The 22,882-nt window shown below is 59.1% G+C and carries 22 protein-coding genes; 11 read left to right on the top strand and 11 right to left on the bottom strand.

The features are described 5' to 3' along the window. Positions 1-5 precede the first annotated feature (5 nt). Entirely contained in the window at positions 6-1,019 is a 1,014-nt protein-coding gene (locus AD668_RS21710; protein WP_053162052.1) for an AraC family transcriptional regulator, read from the bottom strand. Positions 1,020-1,357: 338 nt separating this feature from the next. Between AD668_RS21710 and AD668_RS21700 the strand changes: the two genes are divergently transcribed. Both AD668_RS21700 and AD668_RS21695 read left to right on the top strand, forming a co-directional pair. Beyond that, on the top strand, positions 1,358-2,692 hold the full coding sequence (locus AD668_RS21700; protein WP_053162048.1) for a dicarboxylate/amino acid:cation symporter: 1,335 nt from the start codon (positions 1,358-1,360) through the stop codon (positions 2,690-2,692). Positions 2,693-2,836: 144 nt separating this feature from the next. Then, positions 2,837-4,018, top strand: coding sequence for a CaiB/BaiF CoA-transferase family protein (locus AD668_RS21695; RefSeq protein ID WP_053162046.1), 1,182 nt, complete (start codon positions 2,837-2,839; stop codon positions 4,016-4,018). Between the two features lie 42 nt (positions 4,019-4,060). On the opposite strand, the gene AD668_RS21690 is transcribed toward AD668_RS21695, so the two are convergent. Then, positions 4,061-4,555, bottom strand: a complete 495-nt coding sequence (locus AD668_RS21690; RefSeq protein ID WP_053162044.1) for a SprT family zinc-dependent metalloprotease — start codon at positions 4,553-4,555, stop codon at positions 4,061-4,063. Positions 4,556-4,711: 156 nt separating this feature from the next. After that, on the bottom strand, positions 4,712-5,314 hold the full coding sequence (locus AD668_RS21685; RefSeq protein ID WP_053162042.1) for a Yip1 family protein: 603 nt from the start codon (positions 5,312-5,314) through the stop codon (positions 4,712-4,714). A 292-nt stretch (positions 5,315-5,606) separates the two neighbouring features. Here AD668_RS21685 and ttcA point away from each other — a divergent pair, with 292 nt between their 5' ends. Next, positions 5,607-6,431, top strand: coding sequence for a tRNA 2-thiocytidine(32) synthetase TtcA (gene ttcA, locus AD668_RS21680; protein ID WP_053162040.1), 825 nt, complete (start codon positions 5,607-5,609; stop codon positions 6,429-6,431). A 147-nt stretch (positions 6,432-6,578) separates the two neighbouring features. Next, the gene (locus AD668_RS21675) at positions 6,579-7,253 is read left to right on the top strand and encodes a DNA-3-methyladenine glycosylase I (protein ID WP_053162038.1); all 675 of its coding nucleotides are present in this window, start codon (positions 6,579-6,581) and stop codon (positions 7,251-7,253) included. Between the two features lie 88 nt (positions 7,254-7,341). Here AD668_RS21675 and AD668_RS21670 read toward each other — a convergent pair whose 3' ends face one another. Genes AD668_RS21670 through arsC form a run of 3 tightly spaced genes read right to left on the bottom strand, consistent with a single transcriptional unit; the run spans position 7,342 to position 8,716 of the window. Then, positions 7,342-7,767 (bottom strand): DUF2069 domain-containing protein, encoded by a 426-nt coding sequence (locus tag AD668_RS21670; protein ID WP_053162036.1) that lies wholly within the window; start codon positions 7,765-7,767, stop codon positions 7,342-7,344. Positions 7,768-7,769: 2 nt separating this feature from the next. Beyond that, on the bottom strand, positions 7,770-8,366 hold the full coding sequence (gene wrbA / locus AD668_RS21665) for an NAD(P)H:quinone oxidoreductase (RefSeq protein ID WP_053162034.1): 597 nt from the start codon (positions 8,364-8,366) through the stop codon (positions 7,770-7,772). Beyond that, positions 8,363-8,716 carry an arsenate reductase (glutaredoxin) gene (gene arsC / locus AD668_RS21660; protein WP_053162032.1) on the bottom strand — a complete coding sequence of 118 codons (354 nt, stop codon included), beginning with the start codon at positions 8,714-8,716 and terminating at the stop codon, positions 8,363-8,365. The genes wrbA and arsC overlap by 4 nt, the downstream gene beginning before the upstream one ends. Before the next feature lie 115 nt (positions 8,717-8,831). Between arsC and AD668_RS21655 the strand changes: the two genes are divergently transcribed. After that, the gene (locus AD668_RS21655; protein WP_053162030.1) at positions 8,832-9,299 is read left to right on the top strand and encodes a TlpA disulfide reductase family protein; all 468 of its coding nucleotides are present in this window, start codon (positions 8,832-8,834) and stop codon (positions 9,297-9,299) included. A 124-nt stretch (positions 9,300-9,423) separates the two neighbouring features. On the opposite strand, the gene AD668_RS21650 is transcribed toward AD668_RS21655, so the two are convergent. The 4 genes from AD668_RS21650 to AD668_RS21635 all read right to left on the bottom strand — a co-directional run bounded on the left by AD668_RS21650 (position 9,424) and on the right by AD668_RS21635 (position 14,242). Beyond that, a complete protein-coding gene (locus AD668_RS21650; protein ID WP_053162028.1) occupies positions 9,424-9,828 on the bottom strand; it encodes an META domain-containing protein in 405 nt (134 codons plus the stop codon). Continuing rightward, entirely contained in the window at positions 9,828-10,262 is a 435-nt protein-coding gene (locus tag AD668_RS21645) for a hypothetical protein (RefSeq protein ID WP_053162026.1), read from the bottom strand. The genes AD668_RS21650 and AD668_RS21645 overlap by 1 nt, the downstream gene beginning before the upstream one ends. A 77-nt stretch (positions 10,263-10,339) precedes the next feature. Next, positions 10,340-11,332: a 2-hydroxyacid dehydrogenase gene (locus AD668_RS21640; protein WP_053162024.1), complete on the bottom strand. Its 993-nt coding sequence runs from the start codon at positions 11,330-11,332 to the stop codon at positions 10,340-10,342. Between the two features lie 156 nt (positions 11,333-11,488). After that, positions 11,489-14,242, bottom strand: a complete 2,754-nt coding sequence (locus AD668_RS21635; RefSeq protein ID WP_053162022.1) for a response regulator — start codon at positions 14,240-14,242, stop codon at positions 11,489-11,491. Between the two features lie 216 nt (positions 14,243-14,458). Here AD668_RS21635 and AD668_RS21630 point away from each other — a divergent pair, with 216 nt between their 5' ends. From AD668_RS21630 to AD668_RS21620, 3 genes are all read left to right on the top strand, one after another. Then, positions 14,459-15,178 (top strand): response regulator transcription factor, encoded by a 720-nt coding sequence (locus AD668_RS21630; protein WP_053162020.1) that lies wholly within the window; start codon positions 14,459-14,461, stop codon positions 15,176-15,178. Then, on the top strand, positions 15,168-16,571 hold the full coding sequence (locus AD668_RS21625) for a sensor histidine kinase (protein WP_053162018.1): 1,404 nt from the start codon (positions 15,168-15,170) through the stop codon (positions 16,569-16,571). The genes AD668_RS21630 and AD668_RS21625 overlap by 11 nt, the downstream gene beginning before the upstream one ends. A gap of 431 nt (positions 16,572-17,002) precedes the next feature. Further along, on the top strand, positions 17,003-17,356 hold the full coding sequence (locus tag AD668_RS21620) for a hypothetical protein (protein WP_053162016.1): 354 nt from the start codon (positions 17,003-17,005) through the stop codon (positions 17,354-17,356). 179 nt (positions 17,357-17,535) lie between these two features. On the opposite strand, the gene AD668_RS29575 is transcribed toward AD668_RS21620, so the two are convergent. Continuing rightward, on the bottom strand, positions 17,536-17,787 hold the full coding sequence (locus tag AD668_RS29575; protein ID WP_156322384.1) for a hypothetical protein: 252 nt from the start codon (positions 17,785-17,787) through the stop codon (positions 17,536-17,538). Between the two features lie 421 nt (positions 17,788-18,208). Here AD668_RS29575 and cysM point away from each other — a divergent pair, with 421 nt between their 5' ends. The 3 genes from cysM (at position 18,209) to relA (ending at position 22,828) form a co-directional block, all read left to right on the top strand. Continuing rightward, entirely contained in the window at positions 18,209-19,111 is a 903-nt protein-coding gene (cysM, locus tag AD668_RS21615) for a cysteine synthase CysM (RefSeq protein ID WP_053162014.1), read from the top strand. Continuing rightward, a complete protein-coding gene (gene rlmD, locus AD668_RS21610) occupies positions 19,111-20,463 on the top strand; it encodes a 23S rRNA (uracil(1939)-C(5))-methyltransferase RlmD (protein WP_053162012.1) in 1,353 nt (450 codons plus the stop codon). The genes cysM and rlmD overlap by 1 nt, the downstream gene beginning before the upstream one ends. Positions 20,464-20,584: 121 nt before the next feature. Next, complete coding sequence (gene relA / locus AD668_RS21605) at positions 20,585-22,828, top strand: GTP diphosphokinase (RefSeq protein WP_053162010.1); 2,244 nt, start codon at positions 20,585-20,587, stop codon at positions 22,826-22,828. The last annotated feature ends 54 nt before the right edge of the window (positions 22,829-22,882 follow it).

Genomic DNA, 22,882 nt, shown 5'->3' with positions numbered 1-22,882 from the left:
GAAACTCAGCTCTCCTGCGCCCGATAAGCCCCCGGCGTCAGCCCCGTCCACTTCTTGAACGCCCGGTGAAATGCTGAGGGTTCGGAGAACCCCAATTGCTCGGCGATCTGTTGCAACGACAGGTCGGCGCGGCTCAGATGGTAAATCGCGATGTCCCTGCGCAACTGATCCTTCAGTTCCTGAAAACTCGAACCTTCCTCACGCAAATGCCGGCGCAAAGTCTGCGGGCTGATGTGCAGTTGCGCGGCCACCGCTTCCAGGTCTGGCCAGCGTGAGCTGTCGCGGCTGAGCAAGCGCCGCAATCGGCTGCTCAGGCTGTCGCCGTCATCCGGGCGCGATAAAAGATTGGCGGGTGAACGTTCGAGGAAGTGCTTGAGCGTGCGCTCGTCCTGTAACAACGGCATGTTCAGGTAGCGACTGTGGAACAGCAGGCTGCTTTGAGCGGTGCTGCTCTTTTCTGCGGAAAAAGTCAGCGGGCAGGAAAACAGCAAATCGTACTCGGCACCGTGTTCCGGCCTTGGATAGCTGAACGTGGCGTGCTCCAGGCGAATGCGCTGGCCGATCAGCCAACTGCCGAAGCGATGCCAGATCACCAACAGACTCTCGGTCAGAAAATGATCCGGATCCCAAAGCGACGCGTCGTCCAGTCTGATTCGGACCCATTCGTCCTCCTTGGTCAAGGTCAGGCGCGGAGCCCCAGGGAATAGGCTATAAAACAATAAGCCGCGATTGAGCGCTTTCTCCAGATTGCGGCAGTGAATCACGGCATGGCACATCATCGCGAAGCTGCCCGGTTTGCTCGGGGTCTGTCCAAACCCCAGGTACTCGTCGTCCAGTGCCAGCCAAAGTGCCTGGATCAATTGGGTGAACTGCTCCGGAGCAATGCGTGCGCGAGGCTCGTCGAGCAACTCGCAGCTGATCCCCAATTGCAGCAGCAGGCTGGAATAGTCGTAGCCACGTCGATGTGCCCCGCCGAGGACTGCTCGGGCGAAATGACTGGCGATGGTACGTTCACGCATAGCGGGCAGGTCCGTCCTTTGAGCGACCGATGGTAGCTGCGCCGTACCGCGTAGAACAAGGCGGATTTCCGCCAAGTCGCGGGATGGTTTTGGACGCAAGGGCGGAAATCCGCCATGCACCGGCCGCGGACCAATGGCCAGGAAAATCCGGAGGTCCTTGATGCCTGCAGGCTTGCGGGGGATTCGCGCAAGGTGGCACGGGCCTTGCGATACAACGAGCAGATGTCTGCCGACGTGCAGCTCGAAAAACAAATCCCTCCAGTGCAGGAGGGTTCGCAATTTCGGTGTCGCGGACAACAGATGGATGTTGTCACCGGGCACTCTTGAGGAACTTTGCAATGACGACTCGTCAGCCACTGTACAAATCCCTGTATTTCCAGGTGATCGTTGCAATTGTCATCGGTATCTTGCTCGGTCATTTCTACCCCCAGCTCGGTGTGGCTGTTAAACCGCTGGGTGACGGGTTCATCAAACTGATCAAGATGATCATTGCTCCGATCATCTTCTGCACGGTTGTCAGCGGTATCGCCGGCATGCAGGACATGAAGTCGGTCGGCAAGACCGGCGGCTACGCGTTGCTCTATTTCGAGATCGTCTCGACCATCGCCCTGCTGGTCGGCCTGATCGTCGTCAACATCGTGCAGCCAGGCAGTGGCATGCACATCGACGTGTCGACCCTGGATGCCTCGAAAGTCGCCAGCTATGTCGCGGCGGGTGCTGACCAGAGCGTCGTCGGCTTCCTCCTGAACGTGATTCCGACCACCATCGTCGGCGCCTTCGCCACCGGTGACATCCTGCAAGTGCTGATGTTCTCGGTGATCTTCGGTTTCGCCCTGCATCGCCTCGGTGCCTATGGCAAACCGCTGCTGGACTTCATCGATCGGTTCGCCCACGTGATGTTCAACATCATCAACATGATCATGAAGCTCGCGCCAATCGGTGCCTTTGGTGCCATGGCCTTCACCATCGGTGCCTATGGCGTGGGTTCGCTGGTGCAGCTCGGTCAGTTGATGGCCTGCTTCTACATCACTTGCGTGCTGTTCATTCTGATCGTGCTGGGCTCCATCGCCCGCCTGCACGGCTTCAGCGTGCTGAAGATGATTCGCTACATCCGTGAAGAGCTGCTGATCGTGCTGGGTACTTCCTCTTCGGAGTCGGTGCTGCCACGCATGCTGATCAAGATGGAGCGTTTGGGCGCGCAGAAATCCGTCGTGGGTCTGGTGATCCCGACCGGTTACTCGTTCAACCTCGATGGCACCGCAATCTACCTGACCATGGCCGCGGTCTTCATTGCACAGGCCACCGATACGCACATGGACATCACGCACCAGATCACCCTGCTGGTGGTGCTGCTGCTGTCCTCCAAAGGTGCTGCGGGCGTGACCGGTAGCGGTTTCATCGTTCTGGCTGCTACCCTGTCCGCCGTGGGCCACCTGCCGGTTGCCGGCCTGGCGCTGATCCTCGGCATCGACCGCTTCATGTCTGAAGCCCGTGCCCTGACCAACCTGATCGGCAACGCTGTTGCAACGATCGTTGTGGCCAAGTGGGTCAAGGAGCTGGACACCGACGTGCTGCAAGCCGAGCTGGCTTCTGGCGGTCGCGGCATTGCCGATGAGCCTAAAGACGATGTTCTGGGCCATGTCGAAACGGCAGCCCCGACGAGCGTCAAGTAAGCCTTGTCCTGATGAAAAACCCGCTTCGGCGGGTTTTTTCATGCCCGGCGTTTGAGCGCAACGGTCAGCACAACTGACGCATACGGTGATTGCTGCAATGCCATCGGCTGCCTAGTCTGAGCGCATCGTTAAGGGAGAACGCACATGCTCGGTCCGTTGGCATCACTCAAGATTCTGGATTTCTCGACATTGCTGCCGGGTCCGTTCGCCTCACTGTTGCTGGCAGACATGGGCGCTGAAGTGCTGCGCATCGAGTCCCCGACCCGCATGGATTTGCTGCGCGTGCTGCCGCCGCACGATCAGGGTGTATCGGCCAGCCATGCCTATCTCAATCGCAACAAGCGCAGCCTCGCGCTGGACCTCAAGCAGCCTGAAGCGCTGGAGCTGATCACGCAACTGTTGCAGGACCACGACATTGTGCTGGAGCAATTTCGTCCCGGCGTCATGGATCGCCTGGGACTGGGATATGAAGCGCTGAAGGCGATCAATCCAAAACTGATTTATGTGTCGATCACCGGTTATGGCCAGACAGGTCCCTACAAGGATCGCGCCGGGCATGACATCAACTACCTGGCGTTGGCTGGCCTGGCGAGCTATACCGGCCGGGCGGACAGTGGCCCGCTGCCGTTGGGCATGCAGGTGGCAGATGTCGCCGGTGGCTCGCTGCACGGGGTGATCGGCCTGCTGGCGGCGGTAATTGCCCGGCAGCAAACCGGGCAGGGGCAGCACCTGGACGTGAGCATGACCGATTGTGCGTTCAGCCTGAATGCCTTGGCCGGTGCCGGGTATCTGGCGTGTGGCGTAGAGCCTGGACCGCAAGACCAGATGCTCAATGGCGGCAGTTTCTACGACTATTACCGCTCGCGGGATGGGCGCTGGCTGTCGGTGGGCAGTCTGGAACCGCCGTTCATGGAGCAGTTGTGCGCGGCGTTGGGTCTGGAGGAGCTGGCGAACCTTGGGTTATCACCGCAACCGGCGCATCAGAAGCAGCTCAAAGACGCGCTGAAGACCGAATTCGAAAAGCATGACTTTGCCGAGCTGTGCGCGCTGTTCGCGGAACTGGATGCGTGTGTCGAACCGGTGTTGAGATTGGGCGAAGCGCTGCAGCATCCACAGTTGCAGACGCGGGAATTGGTGACACAAGTGCCCCGGGGGGATGGTTCGAGCCAGGCGCAGATGGCGTGTCCGTTGAAATTTTCAGAGGGGTTGCCTGAGCCCAAGCATGTTGGTGCAGCGTTGGGGGCGCATACAGATCAAGTGTTAGGGGAGTTGGGGTTCAGTGTTGAGCGGATAGATGAACTGCGGCGTACCAAGGTGGTTCTTTAGTGCCTGCTGGCGATGAAGCCAGTGCCGTCACCAAAAACCGACTTATTCGACCCGCATCTCTCCACTGAACACCAACGTGCTACGACACCGTCGGCACAAATACCGCCGCCCCTGCCGCACCAGGCCATGACGCTGCGCTGAAAACGGAAAATCACTGTCAGGACACGGGCATTTATAGATATAGCGGGTCACACTGCGGCGCTTCACATCGTAGGTATGGCAGCGGTTGGGCGGCAGTTCGTAAACACCGCGCATGATCAATTGCCACTCCTCGCCATGAGGCTGGATGCGGTCACCGAACAGTTGATGGGCGATCAGGTGCGCGACTTCATGGGCCACGGTCTGCTTGAGGAAGTCGTCGGTGTTTTCCCGGTACAACTGCGGATTGAAGCGCAGCAAGTTCTCGTGCAAATGCGCGACACCGGCTTTTTGCCCGCGCAGCTTGAGACTCACCACGGGGCGCTTGAAAGGGCGTTTGAAAAAGGATTCGGCTTGTTGGAAACAGTCTTCTACGCGGGTATTGAGTTGCTCGGGCATGCTTGATGGATCTCCAGAGCAGTCGAGTATGCCGCAACCTTTTAGCCTTGCGAATCGCCAGGGCACCGAATGGTCGTCAACGCTGTTTTGGCGGGCGAATTAAAAGGCCGCCTTGCGGCGGCCTGTGTGTCGGCAGATCTGATTTTAGGTGAAGCACTAGTTAGTGTAGACCGGCCCCACGCCGAGTCCCCAGACAATAACGGTGAATGCCATGATGGCGACCAACACCACCAGGCCTACGGCAAGTACCGAACTTGAAAACAGAAAGCCCTCGTCGGATGGAATGTTCATAAAAGTCGGTAGCCCTACATACAACAGGTAAACCGTGTAGCAAATAGCCGCAGTCCCGACGATCATCCCCAGCCACAAGTGCGGATACAGAGCGGCGAGGCCACCGATGAACAACGGTGTTGCGGTATAGGTCGCAAATGCAACACAGCGTGCGAGACTCGGGTTGGCGTCATAGGTGCGGGCCATCCAGTGGATGAAGGCGCCCATTACGGCCACGCCGCCGAGCATCGCCAGATAAGACATGACAGTCATCCAGATCGCGCTTTCAACCGTCAGCATGACCGGAGGTCGATTACCGATAACCCAGCCGACCTGTGTAGTGCCGATAAAGGCCGACACGGCGGGAATCGCCGCCAGGATCAGGGTATGGGTCAGGTACATGTGGCTGATGCTTTCCTCCTGATCGCCACGGATTTCTTTCCATTCTTGGTCAGGGTGGGTGAAGAGCCCCACAACGTGATGGATCATGCCAGTCACTCCTCTTGTTTTTACCGTCGCCCCCCAGTGGAGCGCCTACGGGCCAAATAGGCCAAGTAAGGTGTAGGTCTTGATATGTGTGCGACCTTATGTCGCAGTATAGAAAGGAGTTTCCCTGTAGGGAGTAGGGGCTTTAGAGCAAATTGCGCTGTAAACATCGCTGTTAATCGCTGTAGGGTCTGTTTGATAGGGTGTCGTTGCAGAGGGAGCCGGGAACGCTTCGCCCCTGCGGTGTTTTTGCGTAAAATGCCGGCCTTTCGTCACACCTTACGGATTTCGCGTCATGGGCACTCTCACGGTCAACCAGAACAAACTGCAAAAGCGCCTTCGCCGTCAGGCCGGTGAGGCCGTTGCCGATTTCAACATGATTGAAGACGGCGACAAGGTCATGGTCTGCCTGTCCGGTGGCAAGGACAGCTACGCCATGCTCGATGTGCTGATGCACTTGCAGAAGGTCGCGCCGATCAAGTTCGAGATCGTGGCCGTGAACATGGATCAGAAACAGCCGGGCTTCCCCGAGCACGTCTTGCCGGCTTACCTGAAAGAGTTGGGTATCGAATACCACATCGTCGAGAAAGACACTTACTCGGTGGTCAAGGAGCTGATTCCGGAAGGCAAGACCACCTGCTCGCTGTGTTCGCGCTTGCGTCGCGGCACGCTCTACACGTTTGCCGACGAAATCGGCGCGACCAAAATGGCCCTCGGTCATCATCGCGACGATATCGTCGAAACGTTCTTCCTGAACATGTTCTTCAACGGTTCGCTCAAGGCCATGCCGCCGAAACTGCGTGCCGATGACGGACGCAACGTGGTGATCCGCCCGCTGGCCTACTGCAACGAGAAAGACATCCAGGCCTACTCGGACCTCAAGCAATTCCCGATCATCCCGTGCAACCTCTGCGGCTCCCAGGAAAACCTGCAACGTCAGGTGGTCAAGGACATGCTGCTGGACTGGGAGCGCAAGACCCCGGGCCGCACCGAGAGCATTTTTCGCAGCCTGCAGAATGTGATCCCGTCGCAACTGGCGGACCGCAACCTGTTTGATTTCACCAGCCTCAAGATCGACGAGTCCGCGGCATCGCGCTTCGTCAACGTGGTCAATCTCTAACCGCAATCATTGTGGGAGCCAGCCTGCTGGCGATTGCAGTGTGTCAGACCCATGAAGGTTGATTGATACACCGCCATCGCCAGCAAGCTGGCTCCCACAGGTTTTGTCACAAGTTGCCAGTTCATTTTTCAAACCTCAGGAGAGGGCATGCGCGATTACAAGTGGCTGAATGAGTACTGCCTGAACCGCTTCGGTTCGGCGGCGGAACTGGAAGCCCATCTGCCCGTTCCCAAGACCCCGGCACAATTGCGCAAGATCAGCGATGACCGCTACCTCTCGACCATGGCGTTGCGCGTGTTCCGCGCTGGGCTCAAGCACAGCCTGGTGGACGCGAAATGGCCGGCCTTTGAAGAAGTGTTCTTCAAGTTCGACCCGGAAAAAGTCGTGCTGATGAGTGCCGAGCATCTTGAGCGACTGATGCAGGACGCACGCATCATCCGCCACTTGGGCAAACTCAAGAGCGTGCCGCGCAATGCGCAGTTCGTGCTGGACGTGGCCCATGAGAAGGGCAGCTTCGGCGCGATGATCGCCGATTGGCCGGTGACCGATATCGTCGGACTCTGGACCTTCCTGAAAAAACGCGGCCATCAGTTGGGCGGTTTGTCGGCGCCCCGCTTCTTGCGCATGGTCGGCAAGGACACCTTTGTACCGAGCTACGACGTGGTGGCGGCGCTGAATGCGCAGGACGTCATCGACAAGGTGCCGACCAGCTTGCGCGACCTGGCGTTGGTGCAGGATGTGTTCAATCAGTGGCATGAAGAAAGCGGCGGGCGGGCGATGAGCCAGATATCGATGATGCTGGCGTATACCGTCAATCATTGAGACCGAGTCGCCCCCTTCGCTGGCAAGCCAGCTCCTACAGGTTCACCGCAAACCCTGTACGAGCCGGCTTGACGGCGAAGGCGTCAGGTCAGGCGACGGAGGGGGTGCCCTCGCCAGCCAGCTTGCGGTTCAACTGATACCGCCAGCGCACGTACAGCAGCGCCGAGCAGAACACTGCCAGGCTCGCGCCCATCTCCAGCAAACCGAAGATCTGCCGGTTCGGGTCATAGGCGGCCAATGCGCCCTTGATGAAGTACAGGTTCACCACAAAGCACATCCACGAGTGCCCGCGAGGACTGCCGACGATCATTCCCGGCGCCAACAGTAGCAACGGCACGAGTTCGATCAGCAGAATCACCCAGGGACGCGCGCCATGCAGATCGGCGACCGCCAGGTAATACACGCACAACAGTCCCACCAGACCGAAAAAGCACAACAGACTGATGACGCGCATGGCTCGCACACGGGGTTCGAGCCATTCGATGGCGGGCAAAATCTTCGGCTTCCTGGCCACCGTCAGCCCTCCAGTTTCTGTGCAGTCTTCGCCAAGCGCATGCCCAGCGCACGGCACAGCGCCACTTCATGGGTATCCAGAGCGCTTTTGCCGTCGGCTCCGGCGTGGTGGCTGGCGCCGTAAGGCGTGCCGCCGCCCTGGGTTTCCAGCAGGGCCGATTCGCTGTAGGGCAAACCGGTGATCAGCATGCCGTGGTGCAGCAGCGGCAGCATCATCGACAGCAGAGTCGTTTCCTGACCACCGTGCAGGCTCGCCGTGGAGGTGAACACTCCGGCCGGTTTACCCACCAGCGCGCCGGTCAGCCACAGGTTGCTGGTGCCGTCGAGGAAATACTTGAGCGGCGCCGCCATGTTGCCGAAGCGGGTCGGGCTGCCAAGCGCCAGGCCGGCGCAATTCTTCAGGTCGTCGAGGCTGGCGTACAGCGCGCCTTCCTCCGGAATCTGCGGGGACACGGCTTCGCATTCGGTGGAGATCGCCGGTACGGTGCGCAAGCGCGCTTCAAGGCCTGCCTGCTCGACGCCGCGAGCAATCTGCCGGGCCATTTCATTGGTCGAACCGCTACGGCTGTAATACAGAACCAGAATGTAGGGCGCACTCATGGCAACAGTTCCAGGATCAGCTCCGGAGGGCGGCCGACGACAGCTTTATCACCGACTTCGAGAATCGGTCGCTCCATCAGTTTTGGGTGGGCGGCGATGGCGGCGATCAATTGCGCTTCGCTCAGGCTGCTGTCGGCCAGGTTTAGGGTTTTGTACTCGTCTTCGCCGGTACGCAGCAATTGCCGGGCACCGATCCCGAGTTTGCCCAGCAGGTTCTGGATTTGCGCGGCGTCCAGCGGGGTTTCCAGATATCGGACCACGGTCGGCGTCAGGCCACGGGCTTCAAGCAGTTCGAGCGCACCGCGGGATTTCGAGCAGCGCGGATTGTGATAAAGCGTCAGATCGGTCATGAGCGGGTCGCATCTTGCGTAAGGTGACGGCTATTCTAACTGTGCAGCGCGCAATCCAGAACCGTGAGAGGCGATGGGTCGCAGGCGCATTTCAATTTTTGACAAGGAACACGACATGACAAGGCGACTGGCAGCGGCATTGGCGATCATCGGGGCGTTGATGCTGGGGGGCTGCGGTAATGACTATGGCATCGACCAGAATGGTCAGAAAATCGTCGCCGATCGCCTGGATGGAAAATGGCTGGTGCTCAACTATTGGGCGGAATGGTGCGGGCCTTGCCGTACCGAGATTCCAGAACTGAATGCCTTGGCTGAGCAGCTCAAGGACAAGAAGATTGGCGTGTTCGGGGTCAACTTTGACAACGTACAGGGTGAAGAGCTGAGAAGTGCCAGCGAGAAGCTGGGGATCAAGTTCACCGTGCTGGCGCAGGACCCTTCGGAATTGTTCGAGCTGCCGCGCAGTGAAGCGTTGCCGGTGACTTACATCATCGACAGCAAGGGCAAGGTGCGTGAGCAGTTGATGGGTGAGCAGACAGCGGCGGGGGTGGCGGCGAAGCTTGAGGCGTTGCAGGCGAAGAATTGATCAGAGAGACCTTGTAGGAGCCCGCTTGCTGGCGATAGCGCCAGATCGGTCAACATTGATGTCGCCTGAAACAATGCTATCGCCGGCAAGCCGGCTCCTACAGGTTTCGATGGTTGCGAAGGGATCAACCCTCTTCGAGCCACCAACGCAACGGCTGGCCTTCGGCGGGCCAGAAGCGCATCTGGTCGATCGGCGAAACATCCCAGCGCTGCACGTTTTCCAGCGCCTGAAGGAAGCGTTTTTCCTGCTCCATCAACGCTGGCACACAGAGCTTGCGGGTGCTGCCGATTTTGCCGAAGCTCAGCTTGTGGCCTTCTAGGGTGTAGGGTGCGAACCAGTGGTTGCAGCCGCCGTTGCCGTAGGCGCGACCGTCTTCACCGAGGGTGATGGTCAGGTGGCTGTAATCCATCAGTGGCCGCTCGCCGATCCATTCCAGAATGTAGCTGCGGTTTTGTTGCAATGGCACCGGATCGGCGGCGCAGCCCATCAGGCTGGCACCGACCATTCCGGTCAGAGCAAGGCGTTTCATCACGCAGGCTCCTGGCATTTCGGGCACAGGTGCTTCTCGCCAACAGTGGTCCAGCCCAACTCGGCAATGCGCGTGGTGGCGGCCGGTTTTTCGGCCTTGTTGCCTAGTTTGGCGTCCACCGCGAACTCGAAGCTCAGTTCTTTGGCGCAGCTGTCACAGTTCACCTGCCAGGTGTGGATTGCCAGTTCGCCGAATACCGGCCCACTGGCGACCGCGACCCATTGGCCCGGCGGATTGATCAGATGGCGAACCGTTTCGACCGTCAGGCGCATGGACAAGTCCCTGGCGCCTTTGAGCGTCACGACCAGCACGTCATTGTTGCGAATCGAACCACCGTTGCCGGTGACTTGATAGCGCCCCGGCACCAGGGCGCGGCATTCGGTGAGGGTGTGTTGCGGGTTCATCAGGCTGTAGCGGAAATCGTGTTCGACCATGGGTCCTCCAAATATGCGCGATATGCTAGCACGGGCTTGCACGCGACATATTGCAGGCGGCTGACCTTCGATCCGTTTCAGTCGCCCTCGACCTGATTTTGTGCCTTGCCCGCTGCCCAGGCGGCGATGTTCTGCAGGGTGGTGGTGGCAATCGCGTCCAGGGCTTCGCGGGTCAGGAAGGCCTGGTGCGCGGTGACGATCACGTTAGGAAAGGTCAGCAGACGCGCGAGCACGTCGTCCTGCAAGGGGAGGTCGGAACGGTCCTCGAAGAAGATTTGCGCTTCCTCTTCATACACATCCAGCCCCAGATAACCCAGGCGACCGTCCTTCAAGGCGTCGATCAGCGCCGGCGTGTCCACCAGGCCGCCACGTCCGGTATTGATCAACATGGCGCCGGGCTGCATGTGCGCCAGCGACTCGCGATTGATCAGGTGTTTGCTCTGTTCGTTGAGCGGGCAGTGCAGGCTGATGATCTGCGCCTGCGCCAGCAGCTGCGGCAAGCTCAGGTAACGTGCACCAAGGGCTTCGACCTGAGGATTGGGGTAGGGGTCGTAGGCTAACAGTTGGCAGCCGAACCCGTTCATGATTTTTGCGAAGGTCGCACCGATCTGCCCGGTGCCGACCACGCCGACGGTCTTGCCCACCAGATCGAAACCGGTCAATCCCTGAAGCCTGAAATCCCCCTCGCGGGTGCGGTTGTAGGCACGGTGCAGGCGTCGGTTGAGGGCCAGGATCAGCGCCACCGCATGTTCGGCGACGGCATGGGGCGAATAGGCTGGGACGCGTACGATGGCCAATCCCAAGCGTTTTGCGGCAGGCAGGTCGACGTGGTTGAAGCCGGCCGAGCGCAAGGCGATCAGGCGAGTGCCACCTGCGGCCAGGCATTCGAGCACCGGTGCGCTGAGATCGTCATTGATGAAGGCGCAGACTACCTCGTAACCTCGGGCCAGCGCTGCGGTATCGAGGCTCAGCCGTGCCGTCTGGAAATGCAGTTCGATGCTGCCCGCAGGTTCGGCACCGAGAAAGCTGTCGCGGTCGTAGGTCTGGCTGCTGAATAGAATCGTACGCATGATTTCCCCTGTGTCCTGTTCCAGCAGGAGCCGGCATGTCGGCGATGAGAACCTCAAGCGTTACGTTATTCCTGAGGCCGATTTCGCTGGCAAGCCAGCTCCTGCAGAGTTTGCGGTGAGCTTATGCTGATGTTGGAGCAACGCCGTTGCCTTGCATCAAGCATTCATGCGCGCCTGGGCTGCCAGACGATTGATCGCCCGGTCGAGTTCATCGAGCGCCGCGCGGGCTTTTGGATCTTGCTGCTTGAGCAGGGTTTCGCTGCGCTGGCAGGCGGCGCGCAGTTGCGGAACGCCGCAATAACGAGTCGCGCCATGCAGGCGATGAACCCGCTCGATCAGGGCATTGTGGTCATTACTTTGCTGGGCCAGACGAATGGCTTCGCGGTCGGCCTCAAGGGAGGCGAGCAGCATTGCCAGCATATCCGCTGCCAGGTCAGCCTTGCCGGCCGCCAGGCGCAATCCTTCTTCATGGTCGAGCACCAACAGGTCATGGCCGCCCGCGGGGCCATCGCTGGAACGCTCAGGACCATGGTTGCGCAGCGCCAGGCCGCTCCACTTCAGGACGACCTGTGCCAGTTGTCGTTCGCTGATGGGTTTGGTCAGGTAGTCGTCCATGCCGCTTTGCAGCAATGCGCGTTTTTCGTTGGCCATGGCGTGTGCGGTGAGCGCGACGATGGGCAGCGGCGTGCAATGCCGTTCACTTTCCCATTGTCGGATCGCCTCGGTGCTCTGGCGACCATCCATGCCGGGCATTTGCACGTCCATCAGCACCAGATCGAACGTCTCGTTCTGCACTGCTTTGATGGCGGCGTAACCGCTATCGACGGCCAGCACCTTGGCGCCCATGTCTTCGAGCAGGGTCTGCACCAGCAGCAGGTTGGCCGGGTTGTCGTCGACACACAAAACTTTCGGTGCGCGGCTGGACAACGGTTCGCCCGGACCGCTGCGCACGGGGCGCGGGTTGACCAGGTCGGACAACGAACGCCGCAGTTTGCGCGTGCAGGCCGGTTTGGCCTGGAGTTGGCTATGGGGGTTGGGCACCGAGAGATGAAACAGCGTTTGTTCCGTGGTAGGACACAGTACCAGCACCTTGCAGCCCAGGTGCTCGAGATCCCAGATGTGCTGATTGAGTCGTTCCGGAGGCATGTTGTTGCTGGTGATCCCCAGCACGGCCAGATCGATGGCCTGATCGGTTTGATGAGCGCTGGTGACGCCGTTGGTCAGGCTTTCCAGGGTATTGAACAGGGTGACCGAGAGGCCGCAATCTTCCAGTTGATGTTGCAACGCCTGGCGCGCCAGTTCGTGGTTCTCCAGCACCGCCACCCGGCGCCCGAACAACGGCGCCGAGGGTAAGTCTTCAGCGTCGTCCCGGGTTTTTGGCAAACTCAGGCTGATCCAGAATTCAGAGCCTTCGCCCGGTGTGCTCTCGACGCCGATCTCGCCGCCCATTTGCTCGATCAGGCGCTTTGAGATCACCAGCCCCAGCCCGGTACCGCCGGGTTGTCGCGACAGCGAGTTGTCCGCCTGACTGAACGCCTGGAACAAGGCGCGCACATCCTGGTTCGACAGCCCGATGCCGGTGTCCTGAATACTGATGCGCAGTTGTACGCTGTCTTCGCGATCCTCTTCGAGCATGGCGCGGGCGACGATGGTGCCTTCGCGGGTGAACTTGATCGCATTGCTCACCAGATTAGTGAGAATTTGCTTGAGACGCAGCGGATCGCCCACCAAAGACAGCGGCGTGTCGCGATAGACCAGGCTCACCAGTTCCAGCTGTTTGGCGTGGGCGGCGGGGGCCAGAATCGTCAAGGTGTCTTGCAGCAGGTCACGCAGGTTGAACGGAATATGGTCGAGCACCAGTTTACCGGCCTCGATTTTCGAGAAGTCGAGAATTTCGTTGATGATCCCCAGCAGGCTGTCGGCGGATTTTTCGATGGTGCCCAGGTAATCGAGTTGGCGCGGGGTCAGCTCGCTTTTTTGCAAAAGATGAGTGAAACCAAGAATGCCATTGAGTGGGGTGCGGATTTCATGGCTCATGTTGGCCAGGAATTCGGACTTGATTCGGCTCGCTTCCAGAGCTTCCTTGCGCGCCAGGTCCAGTTCGATGTTCTGGATTTCAATGGTTTCAAGGTTCTGGCGCACGTCTTCGGTGGCCTGGTCGATGCTGTGCTGCAATTCTTCCTGGGCATTTTGCAGGGTGCTGGCCATGCGGTTGATACCGGACGCCAGTTCATCGAGTTCCTGGTTGCCAAGCGGTGGCAAGCGGGTTTCCAGGTGTCCGTCCTTGAGCTGGGTCACGGCTTGCGTGATCTGGCTCAGCGGTCGATTGATGCTGCGGCCCATGCGTAAGGCCAACAGCGCCGCGCCCAGCAACCCCACTGCGATCATCATCAGGCTGGCGAACAGGCTGCGATAGCCGCGCAACAGCATGCCATTGTGGGACAGCTCCAGTTCGACCCAGCCCAGTAAACGCCCGGACTCCTCGGGAACCACTTCTGCGGCCAGGTTGCGATGTTTGCCGAACACAGGCAGCAGGTAGCGGGTTGCATCACTGCCGCTGCGATGGAGCATTTGGGTTCCGTTACCCAATGGCGATTGATTGAGCATGCTCGGGCCGGCGTGGGCGAGCGGGGTTCGGTCGGGAGCGAGGAGGGTGACGGCGCGTACGTCGACCTGTTCCAGAGCTTGCGTGGCGATGCGCTCCAGCAACTCGTTGTCCTGGTGGCCCAGGGCCGGGGCCACCAATGGGGCGAGTTGCTCGGTGATCATCTCGCCGCGTTGCATGAGTTGGGTCTGCAGGTCGGACTGTTGCATCCAGGTGAAGTAACCGCCCAGCACCAACGCCATCAGGCTGGTCGGCAACAGGGTCAGCAACAACACACGGCCTTTAATCCCCAGTTTCTTGAGCACGCCTCTCTCCTGCATCCCGCTATTCATTGACCTGCACTTGCGTGCGGCAAACACCACGTGCGCAGTGTAGCGATTTGCATGCAGGCAATCCTCGTAAAATTGTCCACCGTCGTTCGTCGGTCTGTGTACTGGATATCCGAAAGGGGCCAACCTTGGGTTGCCCCTGGCGAAGCAATCTTGAATAATCGCTCAACTGAGAATTATTTGCAGATAGTCATGACTCCCATCGCTGCCAGCCTTCCCCGAATCCTTTCTATCGAAGACGACCTGGTGCTCGGTGCTTATGTTCATGAGCATCTTGACCGCAGCGGCTTCCAGGTCACCTGGTGTCAGAACGGTCAGGAAGGCCTGACGATGGCCCGCGAGCAACCGTTCGATGTGGTGTTGATGGACATCCTGTTGCCCGGCATGGACGGCCTGGCGGTACTGACTCAACTGCGCCAGAGCCATTCCACCCCGGTATTGCTGATGTCGGCCCTGGGGGCGGAGGCGGATCGCATCAGCGGCTTTCGACTCGGTGCCGACGATTACCTGCCCAAGCCATTCAGCATGGCGGAATTGCGGGTGCGCATCGAAGCCATTCTGCGGCGAGTGGCCCTTGATCGTCGACCGGCTCCGGTAAACGTTGTGCCAGCGTTGGACAGTCTGCGTTTCGATGATGCGTGTTTCGATGTCATTTATGGCGAGCGGCCTGCCGGCCTGACTCGCAGCGAGTATCGGCTGCTGGATACGCTGTATCGCAGCGTCGACGAAGTCCTGAGCAAAGCCTTCCTTTATCAGCACGTATTGCAGCGCGGTTATGCGGCCCATGACCGCAGCCTGGACATGCACATCAGTCAAATCCGTCGCAAACTCAAGGCCATCGGTTACACCGAGCGCGAGGTGCGTACGGTCTGGGGCAAGGGCTACATCCTGAGTGCCAGCGATGAAATGTAACTTGCCGGGCCGGCATTCGCTGTTCTGGAAGCTGGCCTGTTTGCTGGTGGCGTTCTGTCTGTTGATGATCTGGCTGAGTTGGTCATGGGGCCGTTACATGGAGCAGCGAAATCAGTTCCTCTCCGATGTGGCCCGAGGCACGTTGACCGCTTATGCCGCCGAAGCCGAACAGGCGTGGCAGCAGCGCCAGAGTGACGGGGTCGATGACTGGCTGCACGGCATGTCTGAGCGGGAAAAAGGCTGGGTCGGCGTCATTGGCGGTGATTTGCAGTCTTTGAGTAACCAGCCGCTGACGGATAAGGATATTGAACACCTGACCTTTCTGCGTGGCCTCGATTGGCCGATCCACAAGAAAGGCCGGCCATGGATGCGAGTGCCGTTTCCCGGCGACGCCTCTGCCGGCAGTCTGGTCATCGAGCTGCCCCAGCGCTTTGTGCCCGGTCACTATCGGGTTTTCTGGCGAGTGATCACCAACGGCGTGATTCCGGGCCTGTTTACCTTGCTGTTATGCGTCGGTCTGTATCGTCTGCTGGTGGTGCCGCTCAACAGCCTGCGTGCACAGGCCAACGCCTGGCGTGCCGATCAGCTCAATGTGCGGTTGTCGACCCGGACCACCAATCGATCGGATGAGCTCGGTGAGCTGGGCAGGGCGTTCGATCACATGTCCGAACGCCTGCAAACCACCGTGGCATTGCAGCAGCAGCTTTTGCGCGACTTGTCCCATGAGTTGCGCACGCCTTTGAGTCGTCTGCGGGTGGCCAGTGAAAGCGAGCAAGGCCTGGAGCAATTGCGCGAACGTATCGGCCGCGAAGTCGATGGCATGCAACGGCTGGTGGAAGACACACTGCAACTGGCCTGGCTCGACACGGAGCGCACCCGATTGCCCGACGAAGCGATCCAGATCCAGGCTCTGTGGGAAATGCTCACCGAAAACGCCTGCTATGAAAGTGGCTGGCCGGCCTCCCGTTTCCAGTGTTCAGTGGATTCCTCCTGCTGGGTTCGCGGTCACCTCAACACCTTGGCCCAGGCGTTGGAAAACATCCTGCGCAACGCTATTCGTCATTCCCCCGATGGTGGCGTTGTCCAGCTGGGCGGGCAGCGTGATGGAAAATTCTGGCACCTGTGGCTGGAAGATCAGGGCGGCGGCGTGGCTGAAGCCGATCTGGAGCGGATCTTTTTACCGTTTACCCGACTTGATGGCTCGCGGCCAGGGGATGGTGGGTTTGGCCTGGGCTTGAGCATCGCTGCAAATGCAGTGCGACGTCAGGGTGGGAGCTTGTGGGCGCAGAACACCGGGACCGGGTTGCGTCTGAATATTCGTGTTTTGGCTTATCAGCTTTCAGCGTCTGATTCAGTTGCGCCAGAGTTTCAGTCCCAAAGGATCCCGGTTTAGGGCGGTGTCTCAACGCTTTGGGTAGTTGCATGCCGTCGCTGTTGGCAAGTTGGTGTTGCTCGCCATTTTATGTAGGAAAGTTCGGAATAATCTTTAACTAGTTGTTCGTGGGTTATGCATTTTCAGATGTTTCCTACAGTTGTCGTTGTGCTGTTTTGTAGGGTGAGAGAGTCACTGATCATTGTTGCGATTTTTTGAGACAGTTAGAAATATCTTCACAGTGTGCTTGCTCTAAAGCTTTCAATTTGGCTGGCGATACCCAGCTGAAAACAAAAACCAAGGAGATATTTGATGCCTGTTAATTATCCAGCCTTATCAACGAAGTGGGATGCCTACTCGATTAAAAAAACCCTTTCGAGGTGACTAACAAATTCACGAAGTCGAATGCCGATGACGCTGTGGAGACGCTGGGTCACACGGGGGCACTGTCAATGGCTGAACTGAAGGAGTCGATCAAGGAGTATGACTTTACATCGATCAGTACCAGAGAACTTGCAATGGTCAGTTTTTTGCTTCATGAAAATGGTCTGATAAATGATAGTGCGTCGCTTATTTTTTCGACGGGTAATGGGGCGTATGATGAGCGTGGTCATCAAACTGGAAAAGATGTGAAGTTCAACGCGATAGCTATGTTCAATCAGATGCTTGAAGAAACGCTGGCAGCAGGGACCCCGGGCTTTAAGGAGTACACCAAAGGTTTGATTCAAGTCAATCAAGTCTTGGGCGCGCTCTCTTATTTTGTGAATTCGGCTCAAAGCGACCTTTTTGTCAGCATTGAAGTCTGAGATGGCCGGTGCCCTGGGGTAGAACTGAAGGGCACCGGCATGTTTACAGCTTATCGTCCGTAACGCGTAGTGCCGGAATACCCTTTGGCCACGTTTTGATCGTTAATATGGCGAACCCGATAAATACCAGACGAACCAAGTGCCGAAGCGGTGCTGCGATAACCGCCGTCAAGATGTTTTCATGTTGACCCCTCCAGTTTTTCAATAACAAGTTGTGGGGGTGAGCCAACACCCAAGGCAGTGATCGTTGAGGAGATGTTTGCCCCTCGACAGCCATTTGCACCTGTGATGGTGAATGGTCCCTGGACAACAATTTTCGAATTGGCAGGCACCGTTCCGCTGTAGGTGTTTTGAATGTAAAGGCAGGCAGCAGAAGCGTGGCCGGCCATTAGCATTATCGCGGCGAGAGGGAGGGCAATTAAAGATTTCATTTGTTTTCTTCCTTGAGGTAAATGCCAGCTTGGCAAGGTTGTGTGAGTGAGCGTTGCAGTGCTTGCTCGTCACTCTATGACCCGGCTGCTGTTTTGCCTGTCGGGTTATTGAAAAAGATTATCTGCTGCATTGGATGGGCACCAGTTCATGCATGCTGTTGCAAGGCGCAGGAAATGTCCGATGGCTGGGTTCTTTTTTCTTACAGAGAATGGCTTTTTTTGGCGGCGATTTGTTACCGCTCGCTTTCATCGAGGAAAAAGCAGCGAGAGCAGATCGACGCGTGCGCTCTATGAGGCCACTCGATTCACCGTGAACCCGCCCTTATTCCCATAAGCCATAAGCACCGCACTTTGCGTGATATGGCCTTGCGAGGTTTGCCGGTATGATAGGCGCCCCCGCAGTCTGGATTGCGAATACGCCATGACCTTGCAGTACCCAACCATCGCCGATTGCGTCGGCAACACTCCGCTGGTCCGTTTACAGCGCCTGCCCGGCGCCACCAGCAATACCCTTTTGCTCAAGCTCGAAGGGAACAACCCGGCGGGTTCGGTCAAGGACCGTCCGGCGCTGTCGATGATCACCCGCGCCGAATTGCGCGGGCAGATCCATGCCGGCGATACGCTGATCGAAGCGACCTCGGGTAATACCGGGATTGCGTTGGCCATGGCCGCCGCGATCAAGGGTTACAAGATGATCCTGATCATGCCCGACAACTCCAGCGCTGAACGCAAGGCTGCCATGACTGCTTATGGCGCCGAACTGATTCTGGTCAGCCAGGAAGAAGGCATGGAAGGCGCCCGCGACCTCGCTCAACGAATGGAAGCGGAAGGCCGCGGCAAGGTGCTGGATCAGTTCGCCAACGGCGACAACCCGGAGGCGCACTACACCACCACCGGCCCGGAAATCTGGCGCCAGACCGAAGGTTCCATCACTCATTTCGTCAGTTCCATGGGCACCACCGGCACCATCATGGGCGTTTCGCGCTACTTGAAAGAGCAGAACGACAACGTGCAGATCATCGGCCTGCAACCCATGGAAGGCTCGGCGATTCCGGGCATCCGTCGCTGGCCCCACGAATACCTGCCGAAGATCTACCAGGCTGATCGCGTGGACCGGATCGTCGACATGGCGCAAAGCGAAGCCGAAGACGTGACCCGTCGACTCGCTCGCGAAGAAGGTATTTTCTGTGGTGTGTCCTCGGGCGGTGCCGTGGCAGCGATGTTGCGTCTGTCCAAAGAAGTCGAAAACGCGGTGATCGTGGCGATCATCTGCGACCGTGGCGACCGTTACTTGTCGACCGGCATTTTCGACGCGCCCAACTGATGGCCAAGCATGAGAGAGGCCTGCGCTTCCAGCCCACCGGCGGCAGCAAGACCCCGCAAGTCCCGACCGGAAAAAAGCAGCGCCTGACCATTGAGCGTTTGGCCAACGACGGTCGCGGGATCGCGTTTTTCGAAGGCCGTACCTGGTTCGTCATCGGCGCATTGGCCGGTGAAGAGATCGAGGCGCGTGTGCTTGGCGCCCACGGTAAAGTGGTCGAGGCGCGCACCGAGCGGGTTTTCACGGCCAGCCAATTGCGCCGCCCGGCGCCATGCGCCCACGCCGGTCGCTGCGGCGGTTGCAGTGTTCAGCATCTACCTCATAACGAACAACTCGCCCTGAAACAGCGCATGCTTGCCGAGCAATTGTCCAAGGTCGCGGGTGTCGAGCCTGACGAGTGGGCGCCGCCATTGAGCGGCCCTGAATTCGCGTACCGTCGTCGCGCCCGAGTCGCCGTGCGCTGGGACATTAAAGCGAAGAAACTCGAGGTCGGTTTCCGCGCAGCCGGTAGCCAGGACATTGTGGGCATCAATGAATGCCCGGTGCTGGTACAGCCCTTGCAGCCGATCATGGCCCGTTTGCCGGAGATGCTTCGGCGCTTGAGTAAACCTCAGGCGCTCGGGCACGTGGAATTGTTCAGCGGTTCATCGTTGGCGGTACTGCTGCGGCACATGGCGCCGTTGTCCGAGGCGGATCTGACGATCCTCAAGGAATTCTGCGCGTTCCATAAAGCCCAATTGTGGCTGCATGGCGACGGCGAGCCGCAACCGGTCGAGGCCGGTCAGTCGCTGGGCTATCGTCTGGAGCAATGGGATCTCGAACTGGCTTACCGCCCGGGGGATTTCATCCAGGTCAACGCCGGGGTCAACGAAGCGATGGTCGCCCAGGCGCTGGACTGGTTGAAGCCAACGGTGGATGAACGCGTTCTCGATCTGTTTTGTGGTTTGGGCAACTTTGCCTTGCCGCTGGCCAAGGCTGCGCGAGAAGTGGTGGCGGTGGAAGGCGTGCAAGTGATGGTTGATCGCGCAGCGGCGAACGCGGCTAGCAATAATCTGCATAACGCGACCTTTTTTCAGGCCGATTTATCCCAGCCTTTGACCGCCACCGAATGGGCGCGTGAAGGCTTTTGTGCGGTACTCTTGGACCCACCGCGTGACGGTGCTTTAGAGGTCGTGCGCAAGCTCAGGACGTTGGGTGCCGAACGGTTGGTGTATGTGTCGTGCAACCCGGCAACTCTGGCGCGTGACACGGTTGAATTGATCAAGCAGGGCTACCGGTTAAAACGTGCCGGGATTCTCGATATGTTTCCTCAGACGGCACATGTCGAGGCCATGGCGTTATTTGAAGCGAGCTAGGATGCTCGTCTGGTCCGACTGGCCCGCCCGTGCAGCCGCGCACCAGCCCGACGTGGGCGCACGGGCAACGAAGGTCAGCGATTTGACGCATTGAATCTGCGTCGTAGGGAAGGTAAGCAAGATGGTACAGGTGAGAGCACACCAGCCGATCAACACCGACGGCAGTATCAATCTCGAGGCTTGGCTCGATCACGCGGTAAGTGTCGATCTGGCACTGGATCGCGAAGCCTTGAAAGAAGCCTGCGAGTACGCTCGCGAGGCTGAGCAGCAAGCCAATGCGGCACAAAATCTGTGGTCGGAAGGCAACTCGACTTTCCGCACCGGGCTTGAGATCGCCGAGATTCTCGCCGACCTCAAGCTTGATCAGGATTCGCTGGTCGCCGCGATCCTGTATCGCGGCGTGCGCGAAAATCAGATCCCGCTGCCGGCCGTCAGCCAGCGCTTTGGTCCCGTGGTCGCCAAACTCATCGACGGCGTGCAACGCATGGCGGCGATCAGTGACAGCCTGAGCCCACGCAAGTCCATGGTGATGGGCACGCAGGGCCAGGTGGAAAACCTGCGCAAGATGCTGGTGGCGATGGTCGACGACGTGCGCGTCGCTTTGATCAAACTGGCCGAACGCACGTGCGCGATCCGTGCGGTGAAAACCGCCGACGACGAAAAGCGCAATCGCGTGGCCCGTGAAGTCTTCGACATCTACGCGCCACTGGCCCATCGTTTGGGGATCGGTCATATCAAGTGGGAACTGGAGGACTTGTCCTTCCGTTACCTTGAGCCTGACCAGTACAAACAGATCGCCAAGCTGCTCCATGAGCGGCGACTGGACCGCGAGCGCTTCATCAGCGAGGTGATGAGCCAGCTGAAGAACGAATTGCAGGCCACCGGTGTCGATGCCGACATCAGTGGCCGGGCCAAACACATCTATTCGATCTGGCGCAAAATGCAGCGCAAGGGTCTGGAGTTCAGCCAGATCTACGACGTGCGCGCCGTTCGCGTGCTGGTGCCGGAAATGCGCGATTGCTACACCGCGCTCGGTATCGTCCACACCTTGTGGCGGCACATCCCGAAAGAGTTTGACGACTACATCGCCAACCCCAAGGAAAACGGCTACCGCTCGCTGCACACCGCAGTCATCGGGCCTGAGGGCAAGGTGCTGGAAGTGCAGATCCGCACCCACGCGATGCACGAAGAAGCCGAGCTGGGGGTTTGTGCTCACTGGAAGTACAAAGGCACCGACGTCAAATCCGGGTCCAATCACTACGAGGAGAAAATCTCCTGGTTGCGTCAGGTGCTCGAGTGGCATGAAGAGCTGGGCGACATCGGTGGCCTGGCGGAACAGCTGCGGGTTGATATCGAACCCGACCGGGTCTACATCTTCACCCCGGACGGTCACGCCATCGACTTGCCCAAGGGCGCGACGCCGCTGGACTTTGCTTACCGCGTGCACACCGAAATCGGCCACAACTGCCGTGGCGCCAAGATCAACGGGCGCATCGTGCCGCTCAACTACAGCCTGCAAACCGGTGAGCAGGTCGAGATCATCACCAGCAAGCACGGCACGCCAAGCCGCGACTGGCTGAACCCGAACCTGGGCTACGTCACCACGTCGCGGGCGCGGGCGAAAATCGTCCACTGGTTCAAGCTGCAGGCGCGCGACCAGAACGTCGCGGCCGGTAAGACCCTGCTTGAGCGCGAACTCAATCGCCTCGGTCTGCCGGCGGTGGATTTCGACAAGCTGGCCGACAAGGCCAACATGAAAACCGCCGACGACCTTTTCGCGGCCCTCGGTGCCGGTGATTTGCGCCTGGCGCAACTGGTCAACCTGGCACAACAACTGGTTGAGCCGGAACGCGGCAATGAACAGCTGGAGCTGATTCCGCGCAAAGCCACCGGGTACAAACCGGGCAAGCGCGGCGACATCCAGATCCAGGGTGTGGGCAACCTGATGACGCAAATGGCCGGTTGCTGCCAGCCACTGCCGGGCGATGCCATCGTCGGTTACATTACCCAGGGCCGAGGCGTGAGTATTCACCGCCAGGACTGTGCCTCGGTGTTGCAACTGGGCGGGCGTGAGCCAGAGCGAATCATCCAGGTCAGCTGGGGCCCGGTGCCGGTGCTCACCTACCCGGTGGACATCGTCATTCGCGCCTACGACCGTTCCGGTTTGCTGCGTGACGTCTCGCAGGTGCTGCTCAACGAGCGGATCAACGTGCTGGCGGTCAACACCCGCTCGAACAAGGAGGACAACACTGCGCTGATGTCCCTGACGATCGAGATTCCGGGGCTGGACGCGTTGGGGCGGTTGCTGGGGCGGATTTCCCAGTTGCCGAACATCATCGAAACCCGGCGTAACCGCACACCTTGAGAGGCGCGCTTTACTGTAGGAGCGAGCTTGCTCGCGAAGAGCCAGAGGACGGCG

The sequence above is a fragment of the Pseudomonas sp. P1.8 genome (assembly GCF_001269805.1).
Classification (GTDB): Bacteria; Pseudomonadota; Gammaproteobacteria; order Pseudomonadales; family Pseudomonadaceae; genus Aquipseudomonas.
This window is presented reverse-complemented; position numbering and strand designations above follow the sequence as displayed.